The 19,168-nt window shown below is 61.1% G+C and carries 17 protein-coding genes and 2 pseudogenes; 10 read left to right on the top strand and 9 right to left on the bottom strand.

The window, feature by feature from the left end; all coding sequences use genetic code 11:
- The first annotated feature begins 10 nt into the window (after nt 1–10).
- The 5 genes from HAQ05_RS09750 (at nt 11) to HAQ05_RS09770 (ending at nt 4,049) form a co-directional block, all read left to right on the top strand.
- Nucleotides 11–1,084, top strand: coding sequence for an AI-2E family transporter (locus tag HAQ05_RS09750; protein WP_190419884.1), 1,074 nt, complete (start codon nt 11–13; stop codon nt 1,082–1,084).
- A gap of 110 nt (nt 1,085–1,194) precedes the next feature.
- The gene (gene hda / locus HAQ05_RS09755) at nt 1,195–1,902 is read left to right on the top strand and encodes a DnaA regulatory inactivator Hda (protein WP_190419886.1); all 708 of its coding nucleotides are present in this window, start codon (nt 1,195–1,197) and stop codon (nt 1,900–1,902) included.
- Entirely contained in the window at nt 1,896–2,669 is a 774-nt protein-coding gene (locus HAQ05_RS09760) for an NAD-dependent protein deacylase (RefSeq protein ID WP_190419888.1), read from the top strand. The genes hda and HAQ05_RS09760 overlap by 7 nt, the downstream gene beginning before the upstream one ends.
- A gap of 69 nt (nt 2,670–2,738) precedes the next feature.
- Complete coding sequence (locus HAQ05_RS09765; RefSeq protein ID WP_190419890.1) at nt 2,739–3,386, top strand: C40 family peptidase; 648 nt, start codon at nt 2,739–2,741, stop codon at nt 3,384–3,386.
- A 117-nt stretch (nt 3,387–3,503) separates the two neighbouring features.
- Nucleotides 3,504–4,049 (top strand): C40 family peptidase, encoded by a 546-nt coding sequence (locus HAQ05_RS09770; RefSeq protein ID WP_190419892.1) that lies wholly within the window; start codon nt 3,504–3,506, stop codon nt 4,047–4,049.
- A gap of 20 nt (nt 4,050–4,069) precedes the next feature.
- Here the strand turns inward: HAQ05_RS09770 and budC are convergent, their stop codons facing one another.
- On the bottom strand, nt 4,070–4,834 hold the full coding sequence (budC, locus tag HAQ05_RS09775; RefSeq protein ID WP_190419894.1) for a meso-2,3-butanediol dehydrogenase: 765 nt from the start codon (nt 4,832–4,834) through the stop codon (nt 4,070–4,072).
- Between the two features lie 369 nt (nt 4,835–5,203).
- Here budC and HAQ05_RS29445 point away from each other — a divergent pair.
- A pseudogene (locus tag HAQ05_RS29445) lies at nt 5,204–6,103 on the top strand (methyl-accepting chemotaxis protein); the annotation flags it as partial.
- A gap of 312 nt (nt 6,104–6,415) precedes the next feature.
- Nucleotides 6,416–7,012, top strand: a pseudogene (locus tag HAQ05_RS29450) (methyl-accepting chemotaxis protein); the annotation flags it as partial.
- A gap of 46 nt (nt 7,013–7,058) precedes the next feature.
- Here the strand turns inward: HAQ05_RS29450 and HAQ05_RS09785 are convergent.
- A complete protein-coding gene (locus HAQ05_RS09785) occupies nt 7,059–8,249 on the bottom strand; it encodes a benzoate/H(+) symporter BenE family transporter (protein WP_190419896.1) in 1,191 nt (396 codons plus the stop codon).
- A gap of 134 nt (nt 8,250–8,383) precedes the next feature.
- Between HAQ05_RS09785 and HAQ05_RS09790 the strand changes: the two genes are divergently transcribed.
- Nucleotides 8,384–8,986, top strand: coding sequence for a glutathione S-transferase family protein (locus HAQ05_RS09790; protein WP_190419897.1), 603 nt, complete (start codon nt 8,384–8,386; stop codon nt 8,984–8,986).
- A 54-nt stretch (nt 8,987–9,040) separates the two neighbouring features.
- On the opposite strand, the gene folE is transcribed toward HAQ05_RS09790, so the two are convergent.
- The 4 genes from folE to HAQ05_RS09810 form a co-directional block, all read right to left on the bottom strand.
- A complete protein-coding gene (gene folE / locus HAQ05_RS09795) occupies nt 9,041–9,589 on the bottom strand; it encodes a GTP cyclohydrolase I FolE (RefSeq protein WP_190419898.1) in 549 nt (182 codons plus the stop codon).
- Nucleotides 9,590–9,654: 65 nt separating this feature from the next.
- Nucleotides 9,655–10,212 carry a Smr/MutS family protein gene (locus tag HAQ05_RS09800; RefSeq protein ID WP_190419899.1) on the bottom strand — a complete coding sequence of 186 codons (558 nt, stop codon included), beginning with the start codon at nt 10,210–10,212 and terminating at the stop codon, nt 9,655–9,657.
- A gap of 38 nt (nt 10,213–10,250) precedes the next feature.
- The gene (locus tag HAQ05_RS09805; protein WP_190419900.1) at nt 10,251–10,574 is read right to left on the bottom strand and encodes a hypothetical protein; all 324 of its coding nucleotides are present in this window, start codon (nt 10,572–10,574) and stop codon (nt 10,251–10,253) included.
- 114 nt (nt 10,575–10,688) lie between these two features.
- On the bottom strand, nt 10,689–11,279 hold the full coding sequence (locus HAQ05_RS09810) for a cysteine hydrolase family protein (protein WP_190419901.1): 591 nt from the start codon (nt 11,277–11,279) through the stop codon (nt 10,689–10,691).
- A 112-nt stretch (nt 11,280–11,391) separates the two neighbouring features.
- Here HAQ05_RS09810 and prmB point away from each other — a divergent pair, with 112 nt between their 5' ends.
- On the top strand, nt 11,392–12,306 hold the full coding sequence (gene prmB / locus HAQ05_RS09815; protein ID WP_190419903.1) for a 50S ribosomal protein L3 N(5)-glutamine methyltransferase: 915 nt from the start codon (nt 11,392–11,394) through the stop codon (nt 12,304–12,306).
- Between the two features lie 45 nt (nt 12,307–12,351).
- On the opposite strand, the gene HAQ05_RS09820 is transcribed toward prmB, so the two are convergent.
- The 3 genes from HAQ05_RS09820 to hemN all read right to left on the bottom strand — a co-directional run bounded on the left by HAQ05_RS09820 (nt 12,352) and on the right by hemN (nt 15,145).
- On the bottom strand, nt 12,352–12,900 hold the full coding sequence (locus tag HAQ05_RS09820) for an adenine phosphoribosyltransferase (RefSeq protein WP_190419904.1): 549 nt from the start codon (nt 12,898–12,900) through the stop codon (nt 12,352–12,354).
- A gap of 46 nt (nt 12,901–12,946) precedes the next feature.
- On the bottom strand, nt 12,947–13,678 hold the full coding sequence (fnr, locus tag HAQ05_RS09825; RefSeq protein ID WP_190419906.1) for a fumarate/nitrate reduction transcriptional regulator Fnr: 732 nt from the start codon (nt 13,676–13,678) through the stop codon (nt 12,947–12,949).
- Nucleotides 13,679–13,759: 81 nt separating this feature from the next.
- On the bottom strand, nt 13,760–15,145 hold the full coding sequence (gene hemN / locus HAQ05_RS09830) for an oxygen-independent coproporphyrinogen III oxidase (protein WP_190419908.1): 1,386 nt from the start codon (nt 15,143–15,145) through the stop codon (nt 13,760–13,762).
- A 513-nt stretch (nt 15,146–15,658) separates the two neighbouring features.
- Between hemN and HAQ05_RS09835 the strand changes: the two genes are divergently transcribed.
- Nucleotides 15,659–18,952, top strand: coding sequence for a hypothetical protein (locus tag HAQ05_RS09835; protein WP_190419910.1), 3,294 nt, complete (start codon nt 15,659–15,661; stop codon nt 18,950–18,952).
- Nucleotides 18,953–19,168 lie beyond the last annotated feature (216 nt).

Here is a 19,168-nt window from a genome sequence, read left to right on the forward strand (position 1 = left end):
GGCTGCGCATATGAGTGATTACCGTCATTGGTTCTGGCTAGGCGTGGTGCTGCTGTGCTGCGCGTTCGTGTATTTATTGCACCCGATCCTCACGCCGTTTCTGGTGGGCATCCTACTGGCCTACATGGCCGACCCGCTGGTTGATCGCCTGGAAGCCTGGGGGCTGTCACGTACCCTGGGGGTCGTGGTGGTGTTCCTGTTCTTCACCTTGCTGTTGGTGTTGGGGCTGGTGGTGCTGATCCCGATGCTGGCCAAGCAATTGGTACGGCTGTACGAATTGGCCCCGCAGATGCTCGACTGGTTGCAGCAGGGCGCGTTGCCCTGGTTGCAAACCAAGCTGGGATTGGCCGAAGGCTTCTGGAAGTTCGACCGGATCAAGGCAGCGATTTCGGCGCACATGGGCCAGACCTCCGACATCGTCGGGCTGGTACTGCAGCGCGCCACAGCTTCGGGCCTGGCACTGGTCGGCTGGCTCGCCAACCTGGTGTTGGTGCCGGTGGTGGGGTTCTACCTGCTGCGTGACTGGGACGTGATGATGGGCAAGATCCGCGGCTTGTTGCCCCGCCAGCGCGAGAAGCAGATCGTGGGCCTGGCGGCGGAATGCCATGAGGTGCTGGGTTCATTCGTGCGTGGGCAACTGATGGTGATGCTGGCACTAGGCGCCATCTACGCCTGCGGTTTGATGCTGACCGGGCTCGAATTGGGCCTGCTGATAGGCGTTATCGCGGGCCTGGCGTCGATCGTCCCTTATATGGGCTTTATCACGGGTATTGGTATCGCGATGGTTGCCGGCTTGTTCCAGTACGGCCTCGACCCGCTGCACCTGGCGTTGATCGCCGGGGTATTCATCGTCGGCCAGGCCCTTGAAGGCATGGTGCTTACGCCGATGCTGGTGGGCGACCGTATCGGCCTACATCCGGTGGCGGTGATTTTCGCGGTGCTCGCCGGTGGCGAATTGTTTGGCTTTACCGGGGTGCTGTTGGCGTTGCCGGTGGCTGCCGTGATCATGGTGCTGGTGCGCCACGTGCACGACCTTTATAAACAGTCGGACCTGTATGCCGGCCACGAAGACCCGGAATTATGAACAGCGCGCCTAAGTTATTGATTCATGGGGCCTCGGCCCGCGTTGTGCCTGCCTGCGGGCAGGTATAGAATCGCGGCTTTGGTTACCTTCGGTTCCGCCGGCCCGGCCGCATGAAACAACCTGTCCAGTTGCCCTTGGGTGTGCGTTTACGAGACGACGCCACCTTCGTGAACTATTACCCCGGCGCCAATGCCGCGGCGCTCGGCTATGTCGAACGGTTATGCGAGGCAGAGGCCGGCTGGACCGAAAGCCTCATCTACTTATGGGGCAAACAAGGCGTTGGCCGCACCCACCTGTTGCAGGCGGCCTGCCTGCGTTTCGAGCAGATGGGCCAGTTGGCGGTGTACTTGCCGTTGGCACAACTGCTCGACCGCGGGGTGGGCTTGCTCGATTACCTGGCCCAGTACGAGCTCGTGTGTTTGGACGACCTTGACGTGATCGCCGGCAAGCCCGAATGGGAAGAAGCGATGTTTCATTTGTTCAACCGCTTGCGTGACAGCGGCCGGCGGTTGTTGATCGCTGCCTCGGCATCGCCGCGTGAACTGCCGGTCAAACTGGCCGACCTCAAATCGCGCCTGACCTTGGCGCTGATTTTCCAGATGCGCCCATTATCGGATGAAGACAAGCTGCGGGCGCTGCAACTGCGGGCCTCCCGCCGGGGCCTGCAGCTCAATGACGAAGTAGGGCATTTCATTCTTACCCGTGGCAGCCGCAGTATGAGTTCGCTGTTCGACACCCTTGAACGGCTCGACCAAGCCTCGCTGCAAGCCCAGCGCAAATTGACCATTCCTTTTCTTAAGGAAACCCTAGGGTGGTGAACCCCGCCCAGGTGCGGCGTGCAGCCGAAGCGCTGCGCCAGGCGCAACGGGTGTTGGTGATTACCGGCGCAGGCCTATCGGCCGACTCAGGGTTGCCCACCTACCGCGGTTTAGGCGGCTTGTACAATGGCCTTACGCCTGAGGGGCTGCCGATCGAGCAAGCGCTTTCACGCCCGATGCTGCGGCAGAACCCTGCCCTGTGCTGGAAATACCTCGCTGAATTGGGGCGTGCCTGCATGGCGGCGCACCCCAATGCAGCGCATTACGCCATCGCGCGCTGGCAGCAGGCGCGGGAAGGGGTATGGGTGCTCACACAAAACATCGACGGTTACCACCCTCTTGCCGGCAGCCCGCCAGAGCGCTTGATCGAGATACATGGGCAGCTATCGCCCCTGTTTTGCCAAAGCTGCGGCGCCGAAACGTCGGAATTGGCAGAGCATTTGCATAAGCCATTGCCGCCACTGTGCAGCCGCTGTAATGGCATCTTACGGCCGCCGGTGGTGCTCTTTGAGGAGCGGCTGCCCGAAGGTGCAATACAGTCGCTCTATGGTGAGCTGGCCATCGGTTACGACGCGGTGGTGACCTTAGGGACGACTGCCAGTTTTGCGTACATCGCCGAGCCTGTGCGGCAAGCCCGGGCGCGCGGCGGTTTTACCTTGGATATCAATCCCATGCCCGCGTTACTCGAGGTGGGCGTGGATATTTGGTTGGCGGCGAGCACGTTAGAAGCGGTGCCTGATCTCGTGAGTCACATTTTGTTTGATTAAATTTGCAAATGGCCACGATAGAAGGCATAGTCGCCGCTTCATTATTTCTAAATGACACGGTCGTGCCCCATGCTTATGCGTTTTGCACCCCTCGTGCCCCTTGCACTCGTTACCCTGCTGATCGGCTGTGCGGCCCAATCACCGGTTTCGCAACAGCAGGCGTTCACTCCCGCCGCCCGGCAGCCGGCGCCCCTGACCTTACGCCCGCATGCCAGCCCGTCGCCTTTCGACAACCTTGAAAGCGACAGCAGCGATGATGACGCGATGGCGGCGTTTAGCGGCACCAAGGCTTACCAGTTGCCGATGCTGGCCGACAGCATCTTGGAGCGCGGCAAATCGCTGATCGGTACGCGCTATCGTTTCGGCGGCACCACGGAGGCAGGGTTTGACTGCAGTGGCTTCGTTAATTTCTTGTTTCGCGAGCAGGCGGGTATGACCCTGCCGCGCTCTAGCCGCGAACTGGTCAACCTGGATGCCCCCGTGGTGGCCCGCAATAACCTCAAGCCAGGTGACGTGTTGTTCTTCGGCACCCATGGGCGCGGGCGGGTAAGCCATACCGGGATCTACCTCGGGGATGACCAGTTTATCCATTCCAGCAGCAGCCGCAGCGGCGGTGTACGCATCGACAACCTCGATGACAACTACTGGAAAAAAACCTATATCGAGGCCAAGCGCCTGCTGGCCATGGCCCCGGCCGCCACGCTTTCAAACAGATAATACGCGGTACCTAAAAAGCCCTCGCGACGAACGGCAGTTTTTCGACGGGGGTTTTTCATGCAAAACAGTGTGTTAAGAGCTAGTCTTCATCGGCAGTCTAAAGTGGATGATTCTGTCATGGCATTATTTCAAGCTCGTGTTGCGCTGCTCGCCGCTGCGGCGGCCTTATTGGCCGCTTGCGCCAGCCCGCCGCCGCCGGTGGCCGTGCAAGCGCCAGCACCGCGCCTGTTGAACGCGGCCGCTGATTATCCGTCTGGCAAGGCCGACGATGTGCTGTTTCGCGCCATCGGCCTGGTGGGAACGCCTTACCGCTGGGGTGGCAACACGCCTACGTCCGGTTTTGACTGCAGCGGCCTGATCGATTTCGTTTACCGGGACGCCGCCGGCATTGCCTTGCCGCGCACCACCGGGGAGATGCTCGGCATGCGTGCGCAGAGCGTTGACCGCTCTAATTTACGTTCTGGGGATTTGGTGTTTTTTTCCACCCAGGGCGGGCGGCAGGTGAGCCATGCGGGCATCTACGTGGGCGAGGGCCGCTTTGTGCATGCGCCACGCACCGGCGGCACGGTGCGCTTGGAGTACCTGACCAAGCCGTATTGGCAAAAAGCCTACTTGGATGCCAAGCGGGTGATCGAGCCGCAGAGCTTGGCCAATAACCCCTGACCAAGCCCCCATGGCGCCGGTTAGGCTTGCTTGGGCTGGCCGTTCGATGCGTGAAGCCCGCCATCGACCGGTAGGTTTACACCGTTAACGAAGCGCGCATCCTGGCTTGCCAGAAACGCAATCACGTCGGCCACTTCCTCGGGTTCGGCGCCGCGGCCCATTGGGATTCGATCGGCAAACTTGTCCATCAATGCCTTGTCGGCAGCCATGTCGGCGGTCATCTCGCTCATGGTCAAGGCCGGGCACACTGCATTCACCCGCACGCCTTGGCCGCCAAACTCCAGTGCCAGCGCGCGGGTGAAGTTGCTCACTGCGCCCTTGGCGGCGTTGTAGAAACTCATGCCCCAGTCGCCACCCAGGCCTGACACAGACGACACATTGACGATGCAGCCACCACGGGCCAGTAAATGGGGCATGGCGGCGCGGCAGCCATAGACCACACCGTTCACATCGGTGGCCATGACTTTATGCCATTCTTCCAACGATGTGCCGGTCAGGCTGCCCATCACCGCCACGCCGGCGTTGTTGACCAATACGTCGATGCCACCGAAGCGGTCGACACTTTTGTCGACCAGGGCGCGCACGGCGTCCCAGTCTGACACGTCGGTAGGCACCTCTAGGGTTTGGCCGCCGTCGCAGCGCGCCGCCACCTCCGCGAGCTTGTGTGGGCGGCGCCCGGCCAGCACCACATTGGCGCCCTCATGGGCGAAGCGCAGGGCGGTGGCGGCACCCATGCCAGAGCCTGCGCCGGTGACGATCACTGTTTTGCCGTTGAAACGATTCATCATAGGCCTCCTGACGAATACGGTAGGGGATCGTTCGTTGGAAGTTCGCGGTGGCCCCGGGGTTCAGAAAAGCGCATTTGAAGCGGCCCTGACGTGTCTGTTCGCGACCGAAATCTAGCTTTTTGCCATTATCACGACGCTTACCGCTTGCCGGGGCTAAAGTCCCGCCGCAACCTCTCGATATGCAGGTATACGAGTTTGCGGAGGTGGGCGATGGGCACGACCCGTGGCGGTTGGTTGGCCAACTGGAGTATGGCGAAAAAGCTGGGTCTCGGCTTTACCTTGGTGTTGCTGCTAACGGTACTGGTGGCCGCCATCGGCGTATGGTCGCTGGGTACGGTACAAAAGCGCTTTGAGGGCCTGCAGCGCATGAGCACCCTCAACACCCAAGTGCTGGCGTTACGCCAGGTCGAAAAAGACTACGCCCTGCATGGCAGCAATGACCAGGCCGATGCTTTGCGCAAGGGGCTCGATGCCCTGCTGGCGAGCGCCGTACAACTGCGCACACAACAGCCTGAGGTGGCGGCGACCTTGCAAACGGTAGAGCAATCGCTCAAAGCTTACCGCCAGGCATTCGATGAGTTCGTTGACATCAACCAGTCCAAGGACTTGGCGCTGGAAATGGCCAGTTGGTCCGTGGACAGCGTGGCCAATAACCTCGATGTGCTGCAGTCGGGGTTGACCGATGATGGCACTTACACGCTGAAGGAGTCCAAGGGCGAGAACGGCGCCGAATTCATCGAGCAAGCCGGGCAAGTGGCGCAGGTGTCGCGCTTGATGCTGCAGGCCATGGAAGAGGCACGGGTGCGCCTGGAGCAGGCCCGCAAAGGCGCTGCCGAGGCGGCCGGTGGGCGTATCGAGCAGGCCGCTCAAGCCTTGCAACTGGCGCAGGCGCTTAAGGATCACGTGCAAGATGCCGGGTACCAGTCCGTGCTCGACGAGGTGACCAACAACATTAGTTCGTTCAGTGAGAAGCTGGGCGATTACACCGACCTGTTGGCCAAGGAGAAGGCGGTTTACCAGCAACTCAATGAACGCGCCGGCCAGGTGACCACCCGGGTCGACCAGGCTTATGTCGAGCAATACCGCCAAATGCAGGCCGAGCTTAAGAAGAACATCGTGTTGATCATCGCCTCGTCGGCCTTGGCACTGGTGGTGGGGATGATCGCCGCCTGGCTGATCACCCGCGGGGTGGTAAGGCCGCTGCGCCAGGTGATTGACCGTGCCCGCGCCATTGCCCAGGGTGATTTGACCAGCGCGGGAGCGGTGACCCGTCGCGATGAGATTGGCCAGTTGATGGGCGCCATGCAAGAGATGAGCACCGCGCTCGGGCAGATCGTCAGTGGCCTGCAGGCCGGTATCGTGCAGTTGGCAGGCAATGCCGAGTCGCTGTCGACGGTGGCCGAGCAGACGCACCGGGAGGTGAACGTCGCGCAGGCCGAAACCGAACAAGTGGCCACGGCGATGCACCAAATGGCGGCCACCGTGCAGGATGTGGCGCGCAGCGCCGAGCAAGCCGCGCAAGCCGCCGAGGGCGCCGACGGCCGTGTAGCCAGCGGCCAGCAGGTGCTGCGGCAAAGCCTGCTGCGTATCGACAAGCTCGCCCGCTCGGCAGACTCGGCCAGCCTGGGTATCCAGAGCCTCAGCGCGGAAATCCAAAATATCGGCCAGGTGCTCGGGGTGATCAAGAGCGTGGCCGACCAAACCAACTTGCTGGCGCTCAACGCGGCCATCGAAGCGGCGCGCGCGGGCGAGCAGGGCCGCGGCTTTGCGGTGGTGGCCGACGAAGTGCGCGCCTTGGCCCGGCGCACCCAGCAATCGACCGAGGAAATCGAGCGCCTAGTGGCTACATTGCGCCAGGCAGCCACCGCTTCGGTGCAGCAAATCGAAGGCAGCGGCGAGCTGGTTCGCCAAGCCGTGGAGGACGCCAAGCAAACCGAGAATGCCCTGGGCAGCATCGCTGAGGCGGTATCTACGATCCAACAGATGAACCAGCAAATCGCGGCAGCAGCGCAAGAGCAAAGCTCGGTTGCCGAAGAGATCAACCGCAGCGTGACCAGCATCCGTGCCAGTGCCGGCCAATCGGCACAGGCCATGGACGGCAACCTGGCGGCCAGCGTGCAATTGGCGCAGCTAGGCACGGATCTAAAAGGCGTGGTCGGGCGGTTCAGGGTTTGAGGCCGTTGTACGCGCGCTTTTGCAGGGCGATTTCGCCATTGCCTTTTTAGCCTTTTTTTGCGATCGCCAGCGCCACCAGGCCGGCAATGATCCCCCAAAATGCCGAGCCGACCGTGAACAGCGTCATGCCCGAGGCGGTGACCATGAAGGTGACCAGCGCTGCTTCGCGCTCATCGGGCTGGGCCATGGCTTGGGTGAGGCCATTGCTGATCGAGCCGAACAGCGCCAGCGCCGCAATCGACAGCACCAACGCCTGCGGTAGCGCGGCAAACAAGCCGGCCAGGGTCGCGCCGAAAATCCCAGCCAATGCACACAGGCCGCCATATACCAGCGCGGCGGTGTAACGTTTGGCGGGTTGCTCATGGGCGTGGGGGCCGGTGCAGATCGCCGCGCTGATGGCCGCCAAGTTAACGCCGTGGGCACCGAAGGGGGCCAATAGCAGCGAGGCGATGCCCGTCACGGTCACCAATGGGCTGGCCGGCACGGTGTAGCCGTCAGCACGCAGCACGGCCATTCCCGGCATGTTTTGCGAGGCCATCGCCACTACGAACAGCGGAATGCCGATGCTGATGGTCGCGCTCAGGGAAAATGCCGGAGTGGTCCACTGCGGCCAGGCCACTGCCAGCGCAAAGCCGGTAAAGTTCAACAGCCCCGTGGCACCGGCCAGGCCGCTGCCCACCAGCAGCGCGGCCAGCACCGCATAGCGCGGCGTGGCGCGCTTGACCAGCAGGTAGGTTAAGAACATGCCCAACACCAACCCCAGGCGCTGCTGGGCGGCAATGAACATCTCGCTGCCGATGCGGAACAGGATACCCGCCAGCAGGGCGCAGGCGAGCGAAACGGGAATGCGCTTGACCAGTTTTTCGAAGGTGCCCGTGAGCCCGCACAGGGTGATCAGCGCCGCGCAGGTGATGAACGCGCCAATGGCTTCGGGGTAGGGCACCTGGCCAAGGCTGGTTATCAGCAGCGCCGCGCCGGGCGTTGACCAGGCCACGGTTACTGGCGTGCGGTAACGCAGCGACAGGCCGATGCTGCACACCGCCATACCGATCGACAGGGCCCAGATCCACGAACTGATCTGCCCGTCGCTGAGCCCGGCAGCCTTGCCGGCCTGAAATATCAGGATCAACGAGCTGGTATAACCGGTGAGCATGGCGACGGCGCCAGCCACGGCAGTGCTCGGCGTGAGGTCGGCCAGCAAGCGACTGCTTGCCTGGGGGGCGGGGGCGGTGTCCATGGTGCAGTCCTTGGCCTGTGGGAGGCGAAAGGGTAAACCGGGTGAGCCCACGGCGCTATCACTGATCCCCAAACATTTGGCACTATGCGTGGCGGTCGCTGGGATTGGCGGCCCTGAACAGCGAGGGTTAATCGATGTACACGGTCTATGGGGATTTTCGTTCGGGCAATTGCTACAAGATAAAACTGATGCTGCATCTGCGTGGCCAGCCCTACCGCTGGGTGCCTGTGGATATCCTTGCCGGCGAAACCCAGACCGAAACCTTTCTGGCCAAGAACCCCAACGGCAAGATCCCCGTGCTGGAGCTCGAAGACGGTAGCTGCCTGTGGGAGTCCAACGCCATTTTGAATTTCCTGGCCGAGGGTAGCCCGCTGCTGCCGACCGAGCCACGCTTGCGTACCCAAGTACTGCAATGGCAGTTCTTCGAACAGTACAGCCATGAGCCCTACGTGGCGGTGGCGCGTTTTATCCAGTTCTATCAAGGGATGCCGGCCGAACGCCTGGAGGAATACCAGCGCTGCCATAAAGGTGGTTACAAGGCCCTCAGGGTGATGGAGCGGCAGTTGCAACTCACACCGTTTTTAGTGGGCGAGGAGTTTTCCATCGCTGACATTGCACTGTATGCCTATACCCACGTAGCGCACGAGGGTGGCTTCGACCTCGAACCGTTCCCGGCGGTGCGCGCTTGGCTGGCGCGGGTGGCGCAACAGCCGGGGTATACCACCATGGGCGGTTAATGGCAGGCTAGGCTGCCTGCCCTGCACTTGGCGCCCCGTTGCAGCGCGGGGGGCCTATTGTTTTATCAGGCTCAAGAACTCGCTGCGGGTGGCGGCATTGGCCCTGAACTCGCCCAGCATCACCGAGGTGATCATCGAGCTGTTTTGTTTCTCGACGCCGCGCATCATCATGCACATGTGCTGCGCCTCGATTACCACCGCCACGCCCATCGCACCGGTGACGGTGCGGATCGCTTCGGCAATTTGGCGGCTGAGGTTTTCCTGGATCTGCAGGCGGCGGGCATACATGTCTACGATACGCGCAACCTTCGACAGGCCCAGCACCTTGCCGGCGGGTAAGTACGCTACGTGGGCCTTGCCAATGAAGGGCAGCATGTGGTGTTCGCACATCGAATAAAGCTCGATGTTCTTGACCAACACCATTTCGCTGTTATCGGAGCTGAACAGGGCGCCGTTGGTCACTTCGTCGAGGGTTTGCTGGTAGCCACGGCAGAGGTACTCCATGGCCTTGGCGGCGCGCTTGGGGGTGTCGAGCAGGCCCTCGCGGGCCACGTCCTCGCCGAGCTGGCTGAGAATCGCGGTGTAATGTTGTTCCAGGGACATGGATCTACCTGTAGGAAGGGTCGCAGGCGCGTAGGTTAAGGCCACGCCCGTGGCCGGGCAAGCACCTATTCATCGCGCCCCTCCAGCATGGTGCGCTTGAGCAGCACATACAAGGCCCCGGTGCCGCCATGCTTGGGCAGGCACGAGGTGAACCCCAGCACCTGGGGGTGTTGGCGCAGCCAGGTGTTTACGTGGCTTTTGATCATTGGCCGCTTGCCGTCGAGGCGCGCCGCCTTGCCATGGGTTACGCGCACGCAGCGTACCTCGTAGCGGGTGGCTTCGGCGATGAATGCCCACAGGGTGTCACGGGCTTTTTCTACGCTCATGCCGTGCAGGTCGAGGCTGCCTTCGAAGCTGACCTGGCCAAGCTTGAGCTTGCGCATCTGGCCCTCTTGAACGCCGTCGCGTGCCCAATACAGTTCATCTTCGGCACCCACGTCGATCACGAATTGGTCCGATAAACCATCCACCGTGGTGGTACCTTGGCGAACGGTGGCAGCCTGGCGCAGCGCCTCCAAGCGTTGGCGGTCAGCCTTGGGCTTACCCACCTCGGCGCGGTCGTGCTGGATAGGCTTCACACCCTGCATCTGGCTTTTGAACAGCGAAAAATCATCGTCTTGCATTGTGGGCCTCCACCCAGGGGAGGTGAAGTCTACGCCAGTCAGTCGTGTTTTTTCATCAGGCCCGGCGCCATGGCGAGGTCCGGGCCGCGGCGCATGCGCCGCCGGCAGCGGCGCCATAAGGCGATACCCAGGTACAACAGCACCAAGCCAATAGCCAGAAGGATGGCGCCGCCGGTGGTGGAGGTGTCGAGCCCTTCGAGGGCTGGAGGGCGCCCCAACAAATTGGCCGCACCCGCCAGGCCGAGCAACACGCCGAGCGTGACCAGCAATGCCGCGAAGGCTGCACCCAATCGCATTCGCCACTGTTTGGGACCCTTGGGGCGAAGACGGCGAGCGTCAAAACCGTCGTCGGATAGCTTCATTCTGTATTCCGGATTCCTGGGAGCGTATCGGGCGTTCGACCCGCTTAGCCAGGTAGGGTTCCAGCCACGCATGCCTCTTGGGCAAAAAACCATGGCCGGTGACGGATGGGGCGGTCAGATAACGTCGGTGGTTTGCGCAACGGCTGCGAAGTTGTCGGCCATGGTGGCCATGCCCACCTGTTTGACCTGTTCGGCGCTGAGCACGCCGCCCTTGTACGGCAGGTCGCGGGTGGCGCAGGCGTCTTCCACCAGGGTGCAGCGGTAGCCGTAATCTTTAGAGGCGCGCACGGTGGTACTGATGCTCGAATGGGTCATGAACCCGCACACGATCAGATCTACCCCCCCCAGGTTTTGTAGCGCCTCATGCAACCCGGTGTTGTTGAAGGCGTTGGGCATGCGTTTTTCAATGATGGGCTCGCCTTCGCGCGGCGCAGCTTTGTCGATGAACTCGCCGCGCTCACCCTGGGGGTCGAACAGCCCGCCCACGGTACCCAGGTGCTTCACATGAACCACCGGGCGGTTGGCCCGGCGCGCGGCCTCCAAGAGCAGCGCGATATTATCGACGGCTTCTTCGATGCCCGACAATTGCAGAGGGCCATTAAGGTATTCCTTCTGCGCGTCGATGATGAGCAGGGTGGCATTGCTCAGTGTAAAGGGCGGGTAACCGCGCCCGCTGAGTTGGAACATTGTCTTTACATCGGGCATCGAGGGCTCCTTGGCAGGGGGCATTTGCCCTATTGTCCCACTGCCGGGGGCTTTCTGTGAATCTCCTTGATGAAAAGGTAGAATCGGCCGCTGAATATTCTGGAGTAGCCCCGTGATCCATTCCCGCCTGCGCACCCTGCGCGACCATATCCGCTGGGCTGTGAGCCGCTTCCAGGCCGAGGGGCTGTTTTTCGGCCATGGCACCGACAACGCCTGGGACGAAGCGCGCCAATTAGTGCTGGGGGCGCTGCACCTACCATGGGAGATCGCCGACAGCTACCTCGATTGCGCCTTGGAAGACGACGAACTCAGCCACCTGCAGCACCTGCTGCGCCGGCGCATCGAGGAACGCATCCCGGCGGCGTACCTGCTGGGCGAAGCCTGGTTCTGTGGGTTGCCGTTCATTGTCGATGCGCGCGTGCTGGTGCCTCGCTCGCCCATCGCCGAGCTCATCCAGAGGCGTTTCGCGCCGTGGCTGGCAGCAGAGCCGGCGCGCATCCTCGACCTGTGCACCGGTTCGGGCTGCATCGGCATTGCCTGTGCCACCACCTTCAGTGAGGCAGAAGTCGTGTTGGCGGACCTGTCCTTCGATGCGTTGGAGGTGGCCAACCGCAACATCGAGCGCTTCGAACTCGACGCGCGGGTATACACGGTGCAGGGCGACGGTTTCGAAGGCTTGCCCGGCCAGCGCTTCGACCTGATCGTGTCGAACCCGCCGTATGTGGACGCCGACGACTTTGCCAGCATGCCCGCCGAATACCACCACGAACCGGCACTGGGCCTTGCCTGCGGTGATGACGGCTTAGACTTGGTGCGGCGCATGCTCGCCGAGGCGGCCGACCACCTGACGGAAACCGGCTTGCTGATCGTGGAGGTGGGCAACAGCCAGGTTCACGTCGAGGCGCTGTACCCTGAGGTGGAGTTTTTCTGGCTCGAATTCCAGAACGGCGGGCACGGTGTATTCATGCTGTCGGCGCGGCAATGCCGGGAACATCAGGCGCTTTTTAAGCGCAACGTTATGCAGTAAGCGCCTAAATGTTGCCGTATGCTCGCTGCCAGCGCGCACGCCGTTTTACTGCTCATCCAGCGTAAACGCCGTGAGGCAGTGCACCGGCACCCCGGCCTGGCGCAGCCGGGCGGCGCCCCCCAGTTCCGGCAGGTCGATGATCGCGGCGGCTTCCTGCACATGGGCGCCCATGCGCCGGGCCAGGTGAGTGGCGGCGATCAAGGTGCCGCCGGTCGCGATCAGGTCATCGAACAATACCAGTGAGTCGCCTTCGCACAGGCTGTCGGCGTGTACCTCAAGGAACGCCTCGCCGTACTCGGTTTGGTACCCCTCGCTGAGCACGTCCGCCGGCAACTTGCCTTTTTTCCGAAACAGAATCAGCGGTTTGTTCAGCTCATGGGCCACCACCGCGCCGATCAAGAAACCCCGGGCGTCCATGGCACCGATATGCGTCACCGGGCTTTCGACGTAACGTTCGACAAAGGCGTCGACCACCATGCGCATCGCCCGGGGCGACTGGAATAATGGGGTGATGTCGCGAAACACCACACCTGGCTTCGGAAAGCCCACTACCGGGCGGATCAGGGCTTTGCAGGCGGCTTCATCGAAAGACATCGGTACATCTCGGACTTGGTTGGGGCTCGGGATTATAACCGTTAAATCAGCCCTGCAAGGCGCCGCCGGCGAGTGCGCACAGTTCGATTGGGTCAAGGATGTGCACTTCCTTGCCGTCGGCTTCGATCAGCCCGCTTTGCTGGAAGCGGGTGAATACCCGTGACACGGTTTCCACTGCCAGGCCAAGGTAATTACCGATCTCGTTGCGCGACATGCTCAGGCGGAACTGGTTGGCGGAAAACCCGCGGGCGCGAAAACGCGCCGAAAGGTTGACCAAAAAGGTGGCGATGCGCTCATCGGCGGTTTTCTTCGACAGCAACAGCATCATTTGCTGGTCATCACGGATTTCCCGGCTCATCACCCGCATCAACTGGCGGCGCAATTGGGGCAATTGTACGGCCAGATCATCAAGGCGCTCGAAAGGGATTTCGCACACCGAAGTGGTTTCTTGTGCTTGGGCCGATACCGGGTAGCTTTCGGTGTCCATACCCGAGAGCCCGACCAACTCGCTGGGCAAGTGAAAGCCAGTGATCTGTTCCTGGCCGCCATCGCTGAGGCTGAAGGTTTTCAACGCGCCGGAACGCACTGCGTACACCGAGCCGAAGCGGTCGCCCTGGCGGAACAGGAAGTCGCCCTTCTTCAGGGGGCGGCCGCGCTTGACGATGTCGTCAAGGGCGTCCATATCTTCCAGGTTAAGCGACAGCGGCAGGCACAGGGGGGCCAGGCTGCAATCCTTGCAGTGCGCTTGGTGCTGGCTGCGCTTAAGGGGCTCGGACATTTTTTCGATTCCTTGTGGGCATTCACACAATGTTCCAAAGGTTAACGGATGAACGAACCCGCGAACAGCCGTTTTAACTTTTCAGATCACCTTTGAATAACGCGGTTGTACAGACGGCGCGCTCAGGTAGGCATCAAATTGCATGCACACGGCGCGTACCAGCAGCCGTCCGGCCGGTAAAACGCGCAGGCCCTGGGCATCGAGCATGAGTAGCCCGTCGGCCGCCATACGCTCAAGGTTCGGCCAGATATCGGCGAAATAACTGCGCAGGTTCACCGCGAAGGCCTGCTCAATGGGGGCGAAAGCCAATTCGAAATGGCAGATCAATTGCTGGATCACCGCGCGGCGCAAGCGGTCGTCGTGGTTACACACATACCCGCGGCGGGTGGCCAATTGCTGGTTGGCCAGGCTGGCTTGGTAGCCGGCCAGGTCGCTGTCGTTCTGGCATAGCAAATCCCCCACCTGGCTGATCGCCGACACCCCGAGCCCGATCAGGTCGCAATGGCCGTGGGTGGTGTAGCCCTGGAAGTTACGCTGCAGGCTGTGGTCTTCCTGGGCGATGGCCAATTCATCGTGGGGCAAGGCGAAGTGGTCCATGCCGATATAATGGTAGCCGGCGCGGGTCAGCTGCTCCACGGTGTTTTGCAGGATGTCGAGCTTCTGCGCCGGGCTGGGCAGCTCGGCCGCGGCGATACGCCGCTGCGGGGCGAAACGGTCGGGCAGGTGGGCATAGTTGAACACCGAAAGGCGGTCGGGCTGCAGGGCGATCACTTCTTCGAGCGTGCGCGCAAAGCTTTCGGCACTTTGCCGCGGCAAGCCGTAGATCAGGTCGATGTTGATCGAGCGGTACTGCAGCGTACGCGCGGCCTCGATGATGGCGAGGGTTTCATCCAGGGTTTGCAAGCGGTTCACCGCCCGCTGCACCTGCGGGTCGAGATCTTGTACGCCCAGGCTGATGCGGTTGAAGCCCAACTCGCGCAGCAGGCCCACGGTGGGCCAATCGGCCTCGCGCGGGTCGATCTCGATGCTGTAGTCGCCGCTGTCGTCATCCAGCAGGCTGAAATGCTTTCGCAGCGTGGCCATCAACTGGCGCAGCTCGCTGTGGTTGAGAAAAGTCGGCGTGCCGCCACCCAGGTGCAACTGCTCCACGGCTTGCCGGCGGTCCAGGTGGCAGGCCAGCAGTTGGATTTCCTGGGCCAAATGCTGCAGGTAGGGCGCGGCGCGGCCGCGATCTTTGGTGATCACCTTGTTGCACGCGCAGTAGTAGCAAATGTGCGCGCAGAACGGCAGGTGCACGTACACCGACAACGGCTTGAGCGCCCGGCGGCTGTCACGCAATGCGTGCAGCAGGTCGAAGGCACCCACGCCCGGCTCGAACTGCACGGCGGTGGGGTAGGACGTATAGCGCGGCCCGGCCTGATCGTAACGGCGGATCAAGTCGGGGGCCCAGCGGAGGGTATCGAACATGGAGGTTACCCGGGGAGGAAGGGGGCATGGCTCGTAGTGGAGTGTACGGAGCGCCGGGCGATGGGTGTTGATCTGGGTCAACGCGATGATTGGGAATTTTCCTACAGGGGAAAAGGTTACAAGAATTATAGTAAGGGTTCTAATCCGGGGACCGAAAGTTTGACTCTGTAGTACGTTTCCACTTCAGGGCGGCGCGTTGCTGCGCGCTTTGAAGTAGGCCAAATAGTGGCGAGAAATGGCACTGTCGAACGTTTGGGTTTTAAACCTCTTGTGGAATTGATGAATGTTTTCGCCGAATGCCTAGGGAGTATCCCGTTGGCAGCATAGGTTGCTATTAAACGGCCATTGCGCAACTTTTTGCACAGTCGGCAGAGAGCGTTCTATCCGTAAGTCGAAAACTTAAGTAATAGTTATTTAGTCACTCGTTACTTGCGCATTGGTTAAAGTCATCGCCCTTCATGGATCCCATTCCCTGGCTATAGGACTTCACCCTGCACACCCGGAGGGCCAAGCATGAGCGAGTTTACCGAAGAGCCGATCGAACATGGCGTGCGCAAACGCGCGCGGTACGACAGCGCCGAAGGCAAAAGCCTGATGTTGGACATCCTCCGCGAAGACGGTGGCAAACTGTCGCTGCTGCTCGCCGAGCACATGCGTAGCCACACACAACAACCACGCTTCCAGCCCAATACGCTGCTGGCGGTGGTGCCCTTGGCCCGGTTACCCGGGCCGGCCGGTGAAACACCCCGGGGTGCGCTTCCACGCCCGGGCCGGCTTTACCTGTTCCAGCGCGGCAGGCTGTGGCGCGAACTGCTGTGCGATGGCCACGGCAACTTGCGTGACGTGGACGTCGCCCACTGGCGCCAGCAAGCCGAAGCGGGCGCCAATGCCGATGAGCGGCCCAGCGTCGGTACTGTGCAGCATATGCTGCTGCTGCCGGTGCTGATCCAGGCCCAACACGTGGCCGAGCAATACCGCCTGGCCTACAGCGAACAGCCCTGGACCTGGGAATACATCCAATGGCTGGAAGCCGATGCGCACCGCGTCAAGGCCCGTGCGCAGTCCATGGCCCCCAGTTGGTGGGCGTCGCTGGTCGACATCGGGCAGCAATGCCGCCCTAGCGACACCTCACCGGTGGTCAAACTCTGCGAGCTCGAACACGGCTATCGCAGCCGCGACTTCAGCACCGAAAGCCTGCTCGCCGAGCCGGCGCTGTTCACCCCTGGCCTAACGGCGGTGCCCGCCGAGGAAATCACCCAGCGCCTGCACAAACACCTGGAAGAACTGGCCGCCAGCACCGAAACCCCGGCACCGCCCCCCTTGCTCACGGTCGAAGCCGGCACCGATGTGCTGGCCGAACACAACCTGCGCGACAACCCCATGCGGGTCGGCCTGCTGCTGGACGACCCGCTGTTCGCCCTGCGCCACGCCGCCGCCCAGGCGCGCCTGGCAGAGGCGTACCTGCTTACCCTCAATGCACTGATCCCCCACCGCCCCCATGGCGAGTATGCGCACGCGCTCTACAGCGCCACCGTGCAAAACCCCAACAGCCCGCTGGGCAAATTCAAGAAACACCTCGATCTGCCCAAGCTCGACGACGCCGTGTTCGACGGCGAGCGGCGCCAGGCACGGGGGATGCTCCACCAGCAATTACAACGCCTGGCCGAACTGCTCTCGGATGCGCGGCTTATCGCCGCCCTTGGGGATTGGCAACACACCCGCGACGAACGCCTATTGGAACCTTATCAATTGCTGCGGGAGGTGTTCGACACCCTGGGCAAACAGCCCGAACAGGTCGATGCCCTGGCCCAAGGCCATGAAAAAAACCCACTGCAAGAAAAGATTGCCACGCTCAGCGAACGCCTGTTGGCCGGCGAACACCCCCTCACCGAACCCTGGTTGGCCAGCCCCGATGGCAGCCTGCCGCAAGCCGTGCAACGGCTGGTCGCGCTCGCCAGCGAAACCCGCGAGCCCAACCCGGCCCACCTCGGCCTGAGCAGCCTGCTGCACGTCGCCAACCTCGACCCACAAGCCACCGACAAAGCCCTGGTGTACAAAAACCTGCATGCCTTGATCGGCGACTTCATGGAGCACTTCTCCGTCGCCGTGCTCACCCAGGTCCATCGGCTCATGGCCAGCAACGCCACCGTGGCCATCGAACTGCAACGACTGTTCGCCCCGTCGCTGGGCGTGCTCAAACGCCTGTCGCCCAGTTGGCATGGCATCCAATTGGTCACCGCCTCCCAAGCCGAGGCGCAGAACCTGAAAATCCTCGCCGTGAACAGCGGCAACCTGCGCAATGGCCTAACGGCCGAAGAGCGCGCCACCGTCACCCGGCAGAACTACCAATACGCCAACCTGCTGGACGAACAAGGCCGCCGGATCGGCTCCACCAGCCCACGCGTGGCCGGCTACGACCTACCCAACCACGGGCGCGTCACCCTGATCGCCGCACCGGCCGACCACCCGGAAGTGCTCAAGTACAGCGCCTGGAAGCATGCGTTGGCGAACAAGCTGGACAAGGCCTCGCAAGGGCCGACGATACCGCTGATTGCGGTGGCGTGTGCGGTTTATAACTTGGAGGCGCAGATTGTTGGGATGAAGGACTTGCTTTCAGAAAAAGGCGACGGCTCCGCACGCTTTATTGTTGGCCTGATATCCGCAGTTGCAGACCTGTCGGCGGGAATAGGCAACCTCACCAAATCAATACTAGATCCGAGCAAAAGGTTAGTTGGAATATTAGCCAGTCCTAGTATGCGGGTGCCGAAGATATTTCCCAAGTGGCGAGATAACTTAATAAGGCAAACCGGAAGTTCCAAATTACCTTTGTTAAGGCTAGGATCTGGTATTGCCATGGCCATTTCGTCTGCTATTTGCCTATGGGACGCCAAGCGCGCTTGGCATCAGGGAGATCAGGATGCAGCTTTAGCCTACGGAGCCGCCGCCGCAGGGGGTGGGGCTTGGACTGCCTACTTACTTGGTATGAGTATCAACCCCATTGTGCTGGTAGCCGGCGCATTGCTCTTCATCGGGGCCAGCATCCTGGCAGGCTGGTTGGTGGATAGCGATATCGAAGCATTGCTAAAGAATGGTCCTTTTGGTAGCCATCACGGTGAGGTTGGGGTGCTCGATGCTCTATCTGGTGGAGATGCCCGCTTCGCTCATTTGCATAACCCCAAGGTAGCTTATCAACAATTATTGGGCGTTTTAGGTAAGCCCGCGATCAGTGCTGAACGCTTTGTAGACTGGTGGAGGCATGCACCTAATCATGTGCGCAAAAGACTTGACGTCATAGATCAGCAACGCGAAAGCCATAGGGAACAATGCTTACGTTCCTCTGCCCGACGTTTTGCGCCGGATGATTGGGTAGTCAGTGTACATTCGCCCTTATTCTCAATGTTTGATGCAAAGGGTTTTCAACTATATGCTCGGGAAGATCTCGCCGTGCTGCCGCTCCATGGCGCGTTTAACACCGAGCACATCGAGCGCCGTGAAATTGATGAGGCCAAACTGATCGCATACCCGCTGGATAGCACGACGTTCATATATATACTGCCCAATCAATTCCCTATGTACTCACAAACATCCCGAGATCGCTTCAATAAGATCATAACCCATCGCCTCAAGGTAGTTGGCCAGTTCTGGCTGATTATGGATGCCCTAAACAAGTACGCGTTAATGCTTCCACAGCCCAGCCCGAAGGCCTGGCAGCCGTTCCAGCGAGCCTATCTTACGCGTCCAGCGTTTCATACACGTCATGGCGAAGCACCTTACTGGCACATAGAGACGTTGGATTTTAAAGTATGAATCAAAAATCTATTTATCCCGGAGCTTATCGCTCCAGCCTGATGCCTAACCTGCCCCCTTCGCGCGCAAAAAAACCAGGACTTCTTGACACAAAACTCAAATGGGGAAAGTATGGTAAACTCGACTCGATAAATGAAATATATGAACAACTTCCCGTCGAGGTACCTTGTAATCCAAAAAATAAGGCCGCACCATACAATCGAGAGCTTTTGGTAT

The sequence above is a fragment of the Pseudomonas typographi genome (assembly GCF_014694385.1).
GTDB classification, from domain to species: domain Bacteria; phylum Pseudomonadota; class Gammaproteobacteria; order Pseudomonadales; family Pseudomonadaceae; genus Aquipseudomonas; species Aquipseudomonas typographi.

Coding starts and splice junctions, on each gene's coding strand:
- HAQ05_RS09750 (WP_190419884.1), top strand. CDS start 11: ATGAGTGATTACCGTCATTGGTTCTGGCTAGGCGTGGTGCTGCTGTGC.
- hda (WP_190419886.1), top strand. CDS start 1,195: ATGAAACAACCTGTCCAGTTGCCCTTGGGTGTGCGTTTACGAGACGAC.
- HAQ05_RS09765 (WP_190419890.1), top strand. CDS start 2,739: ATGCTTATGCGTTTTGCACCCCTCGTGCCCCTTGCACTCGTTACCCTG.
- HAQ05_RS09770 (WP_190419892.1), top strand. CDS start 3,504: ATGGCATTATTTCAAGCTCGTGTTGCGCTGCTCGCCGCTGCGGCGGCC.
- budC (WP_190419894.1), bottom strand. CDS start 4,834: ATGAATCGTTTCAACGGCAAAACAGTGATCGTCACCGGCGCAGGCTCT.
- HAQ05_RS09785 (WP_190419896.1), bottom strand. CDS start 8,249: ATGGACACCGCCCCCGCCCCCCAGGCAAGCAGTCGCTTGCTGGCCGAC.
- HAQ05_RS09790 (WP_190419897.1), top strand. CDS start 8,384: ATGTACACGGTCTATGGGGATTTTCGTTCGGGCAATTGCTACAAGATA.
- folE (WP_190419898.1), bottom strand. CDS start 9,589: ATGTCCCTGGAACAACATTACACCGCGATTCTCAGCCAGCTCGGCGAG.
- HAQ05_RS09800 (WP_190419899.1), bottom strand. CDS start 10,212: ATGCAAGACGATGATTTTTCGCTGTTCAAAAGCCAGATGCAGGGTGTG.
- HAQ05_RS09805 (WP_190419900.1), bottom strand. CDS start 10,574: ATGAAGCTATCCGACGACGGTTTTGACGCTCGCCGTCTTCGCCCCAAG.
- HAQ05_RS09810 (WP_190419901.1), bottom strand. CDS start 11,279: ATGCCCGATGTAAAGACAATGTTCCAACTCAGCGGGCGCGGTTACCCG.
- HAQ05_RS09820 (WP_190419904.1), bottom strand. CDS start 12,900: ATGTCTTTCGATGAAGCCGCCTGCAAAGCCCTGATCCGCCCGGTAGTG.
- fnr (WP_190419906.1), bottom strand. CDS start 13,678: ATGTCCGAGCCCCTTAAGCGCAGCCAGCACCAAGCGCACTGCAAGGAT.
- hemN (WP_190419908.1), bottom strand. CDS start 15,145: ATGTTCGATACCCTCCGCTGGGCCCCCGACTTGATCCGCCGTTACGAT.
- HAQ05_RS09835 (WP_190419910.1), top strand. CDS start 15,659: ATGAGCGAGTTTACCGAAGAGCCGATCGAACATGGCGTGCGCAAACGC.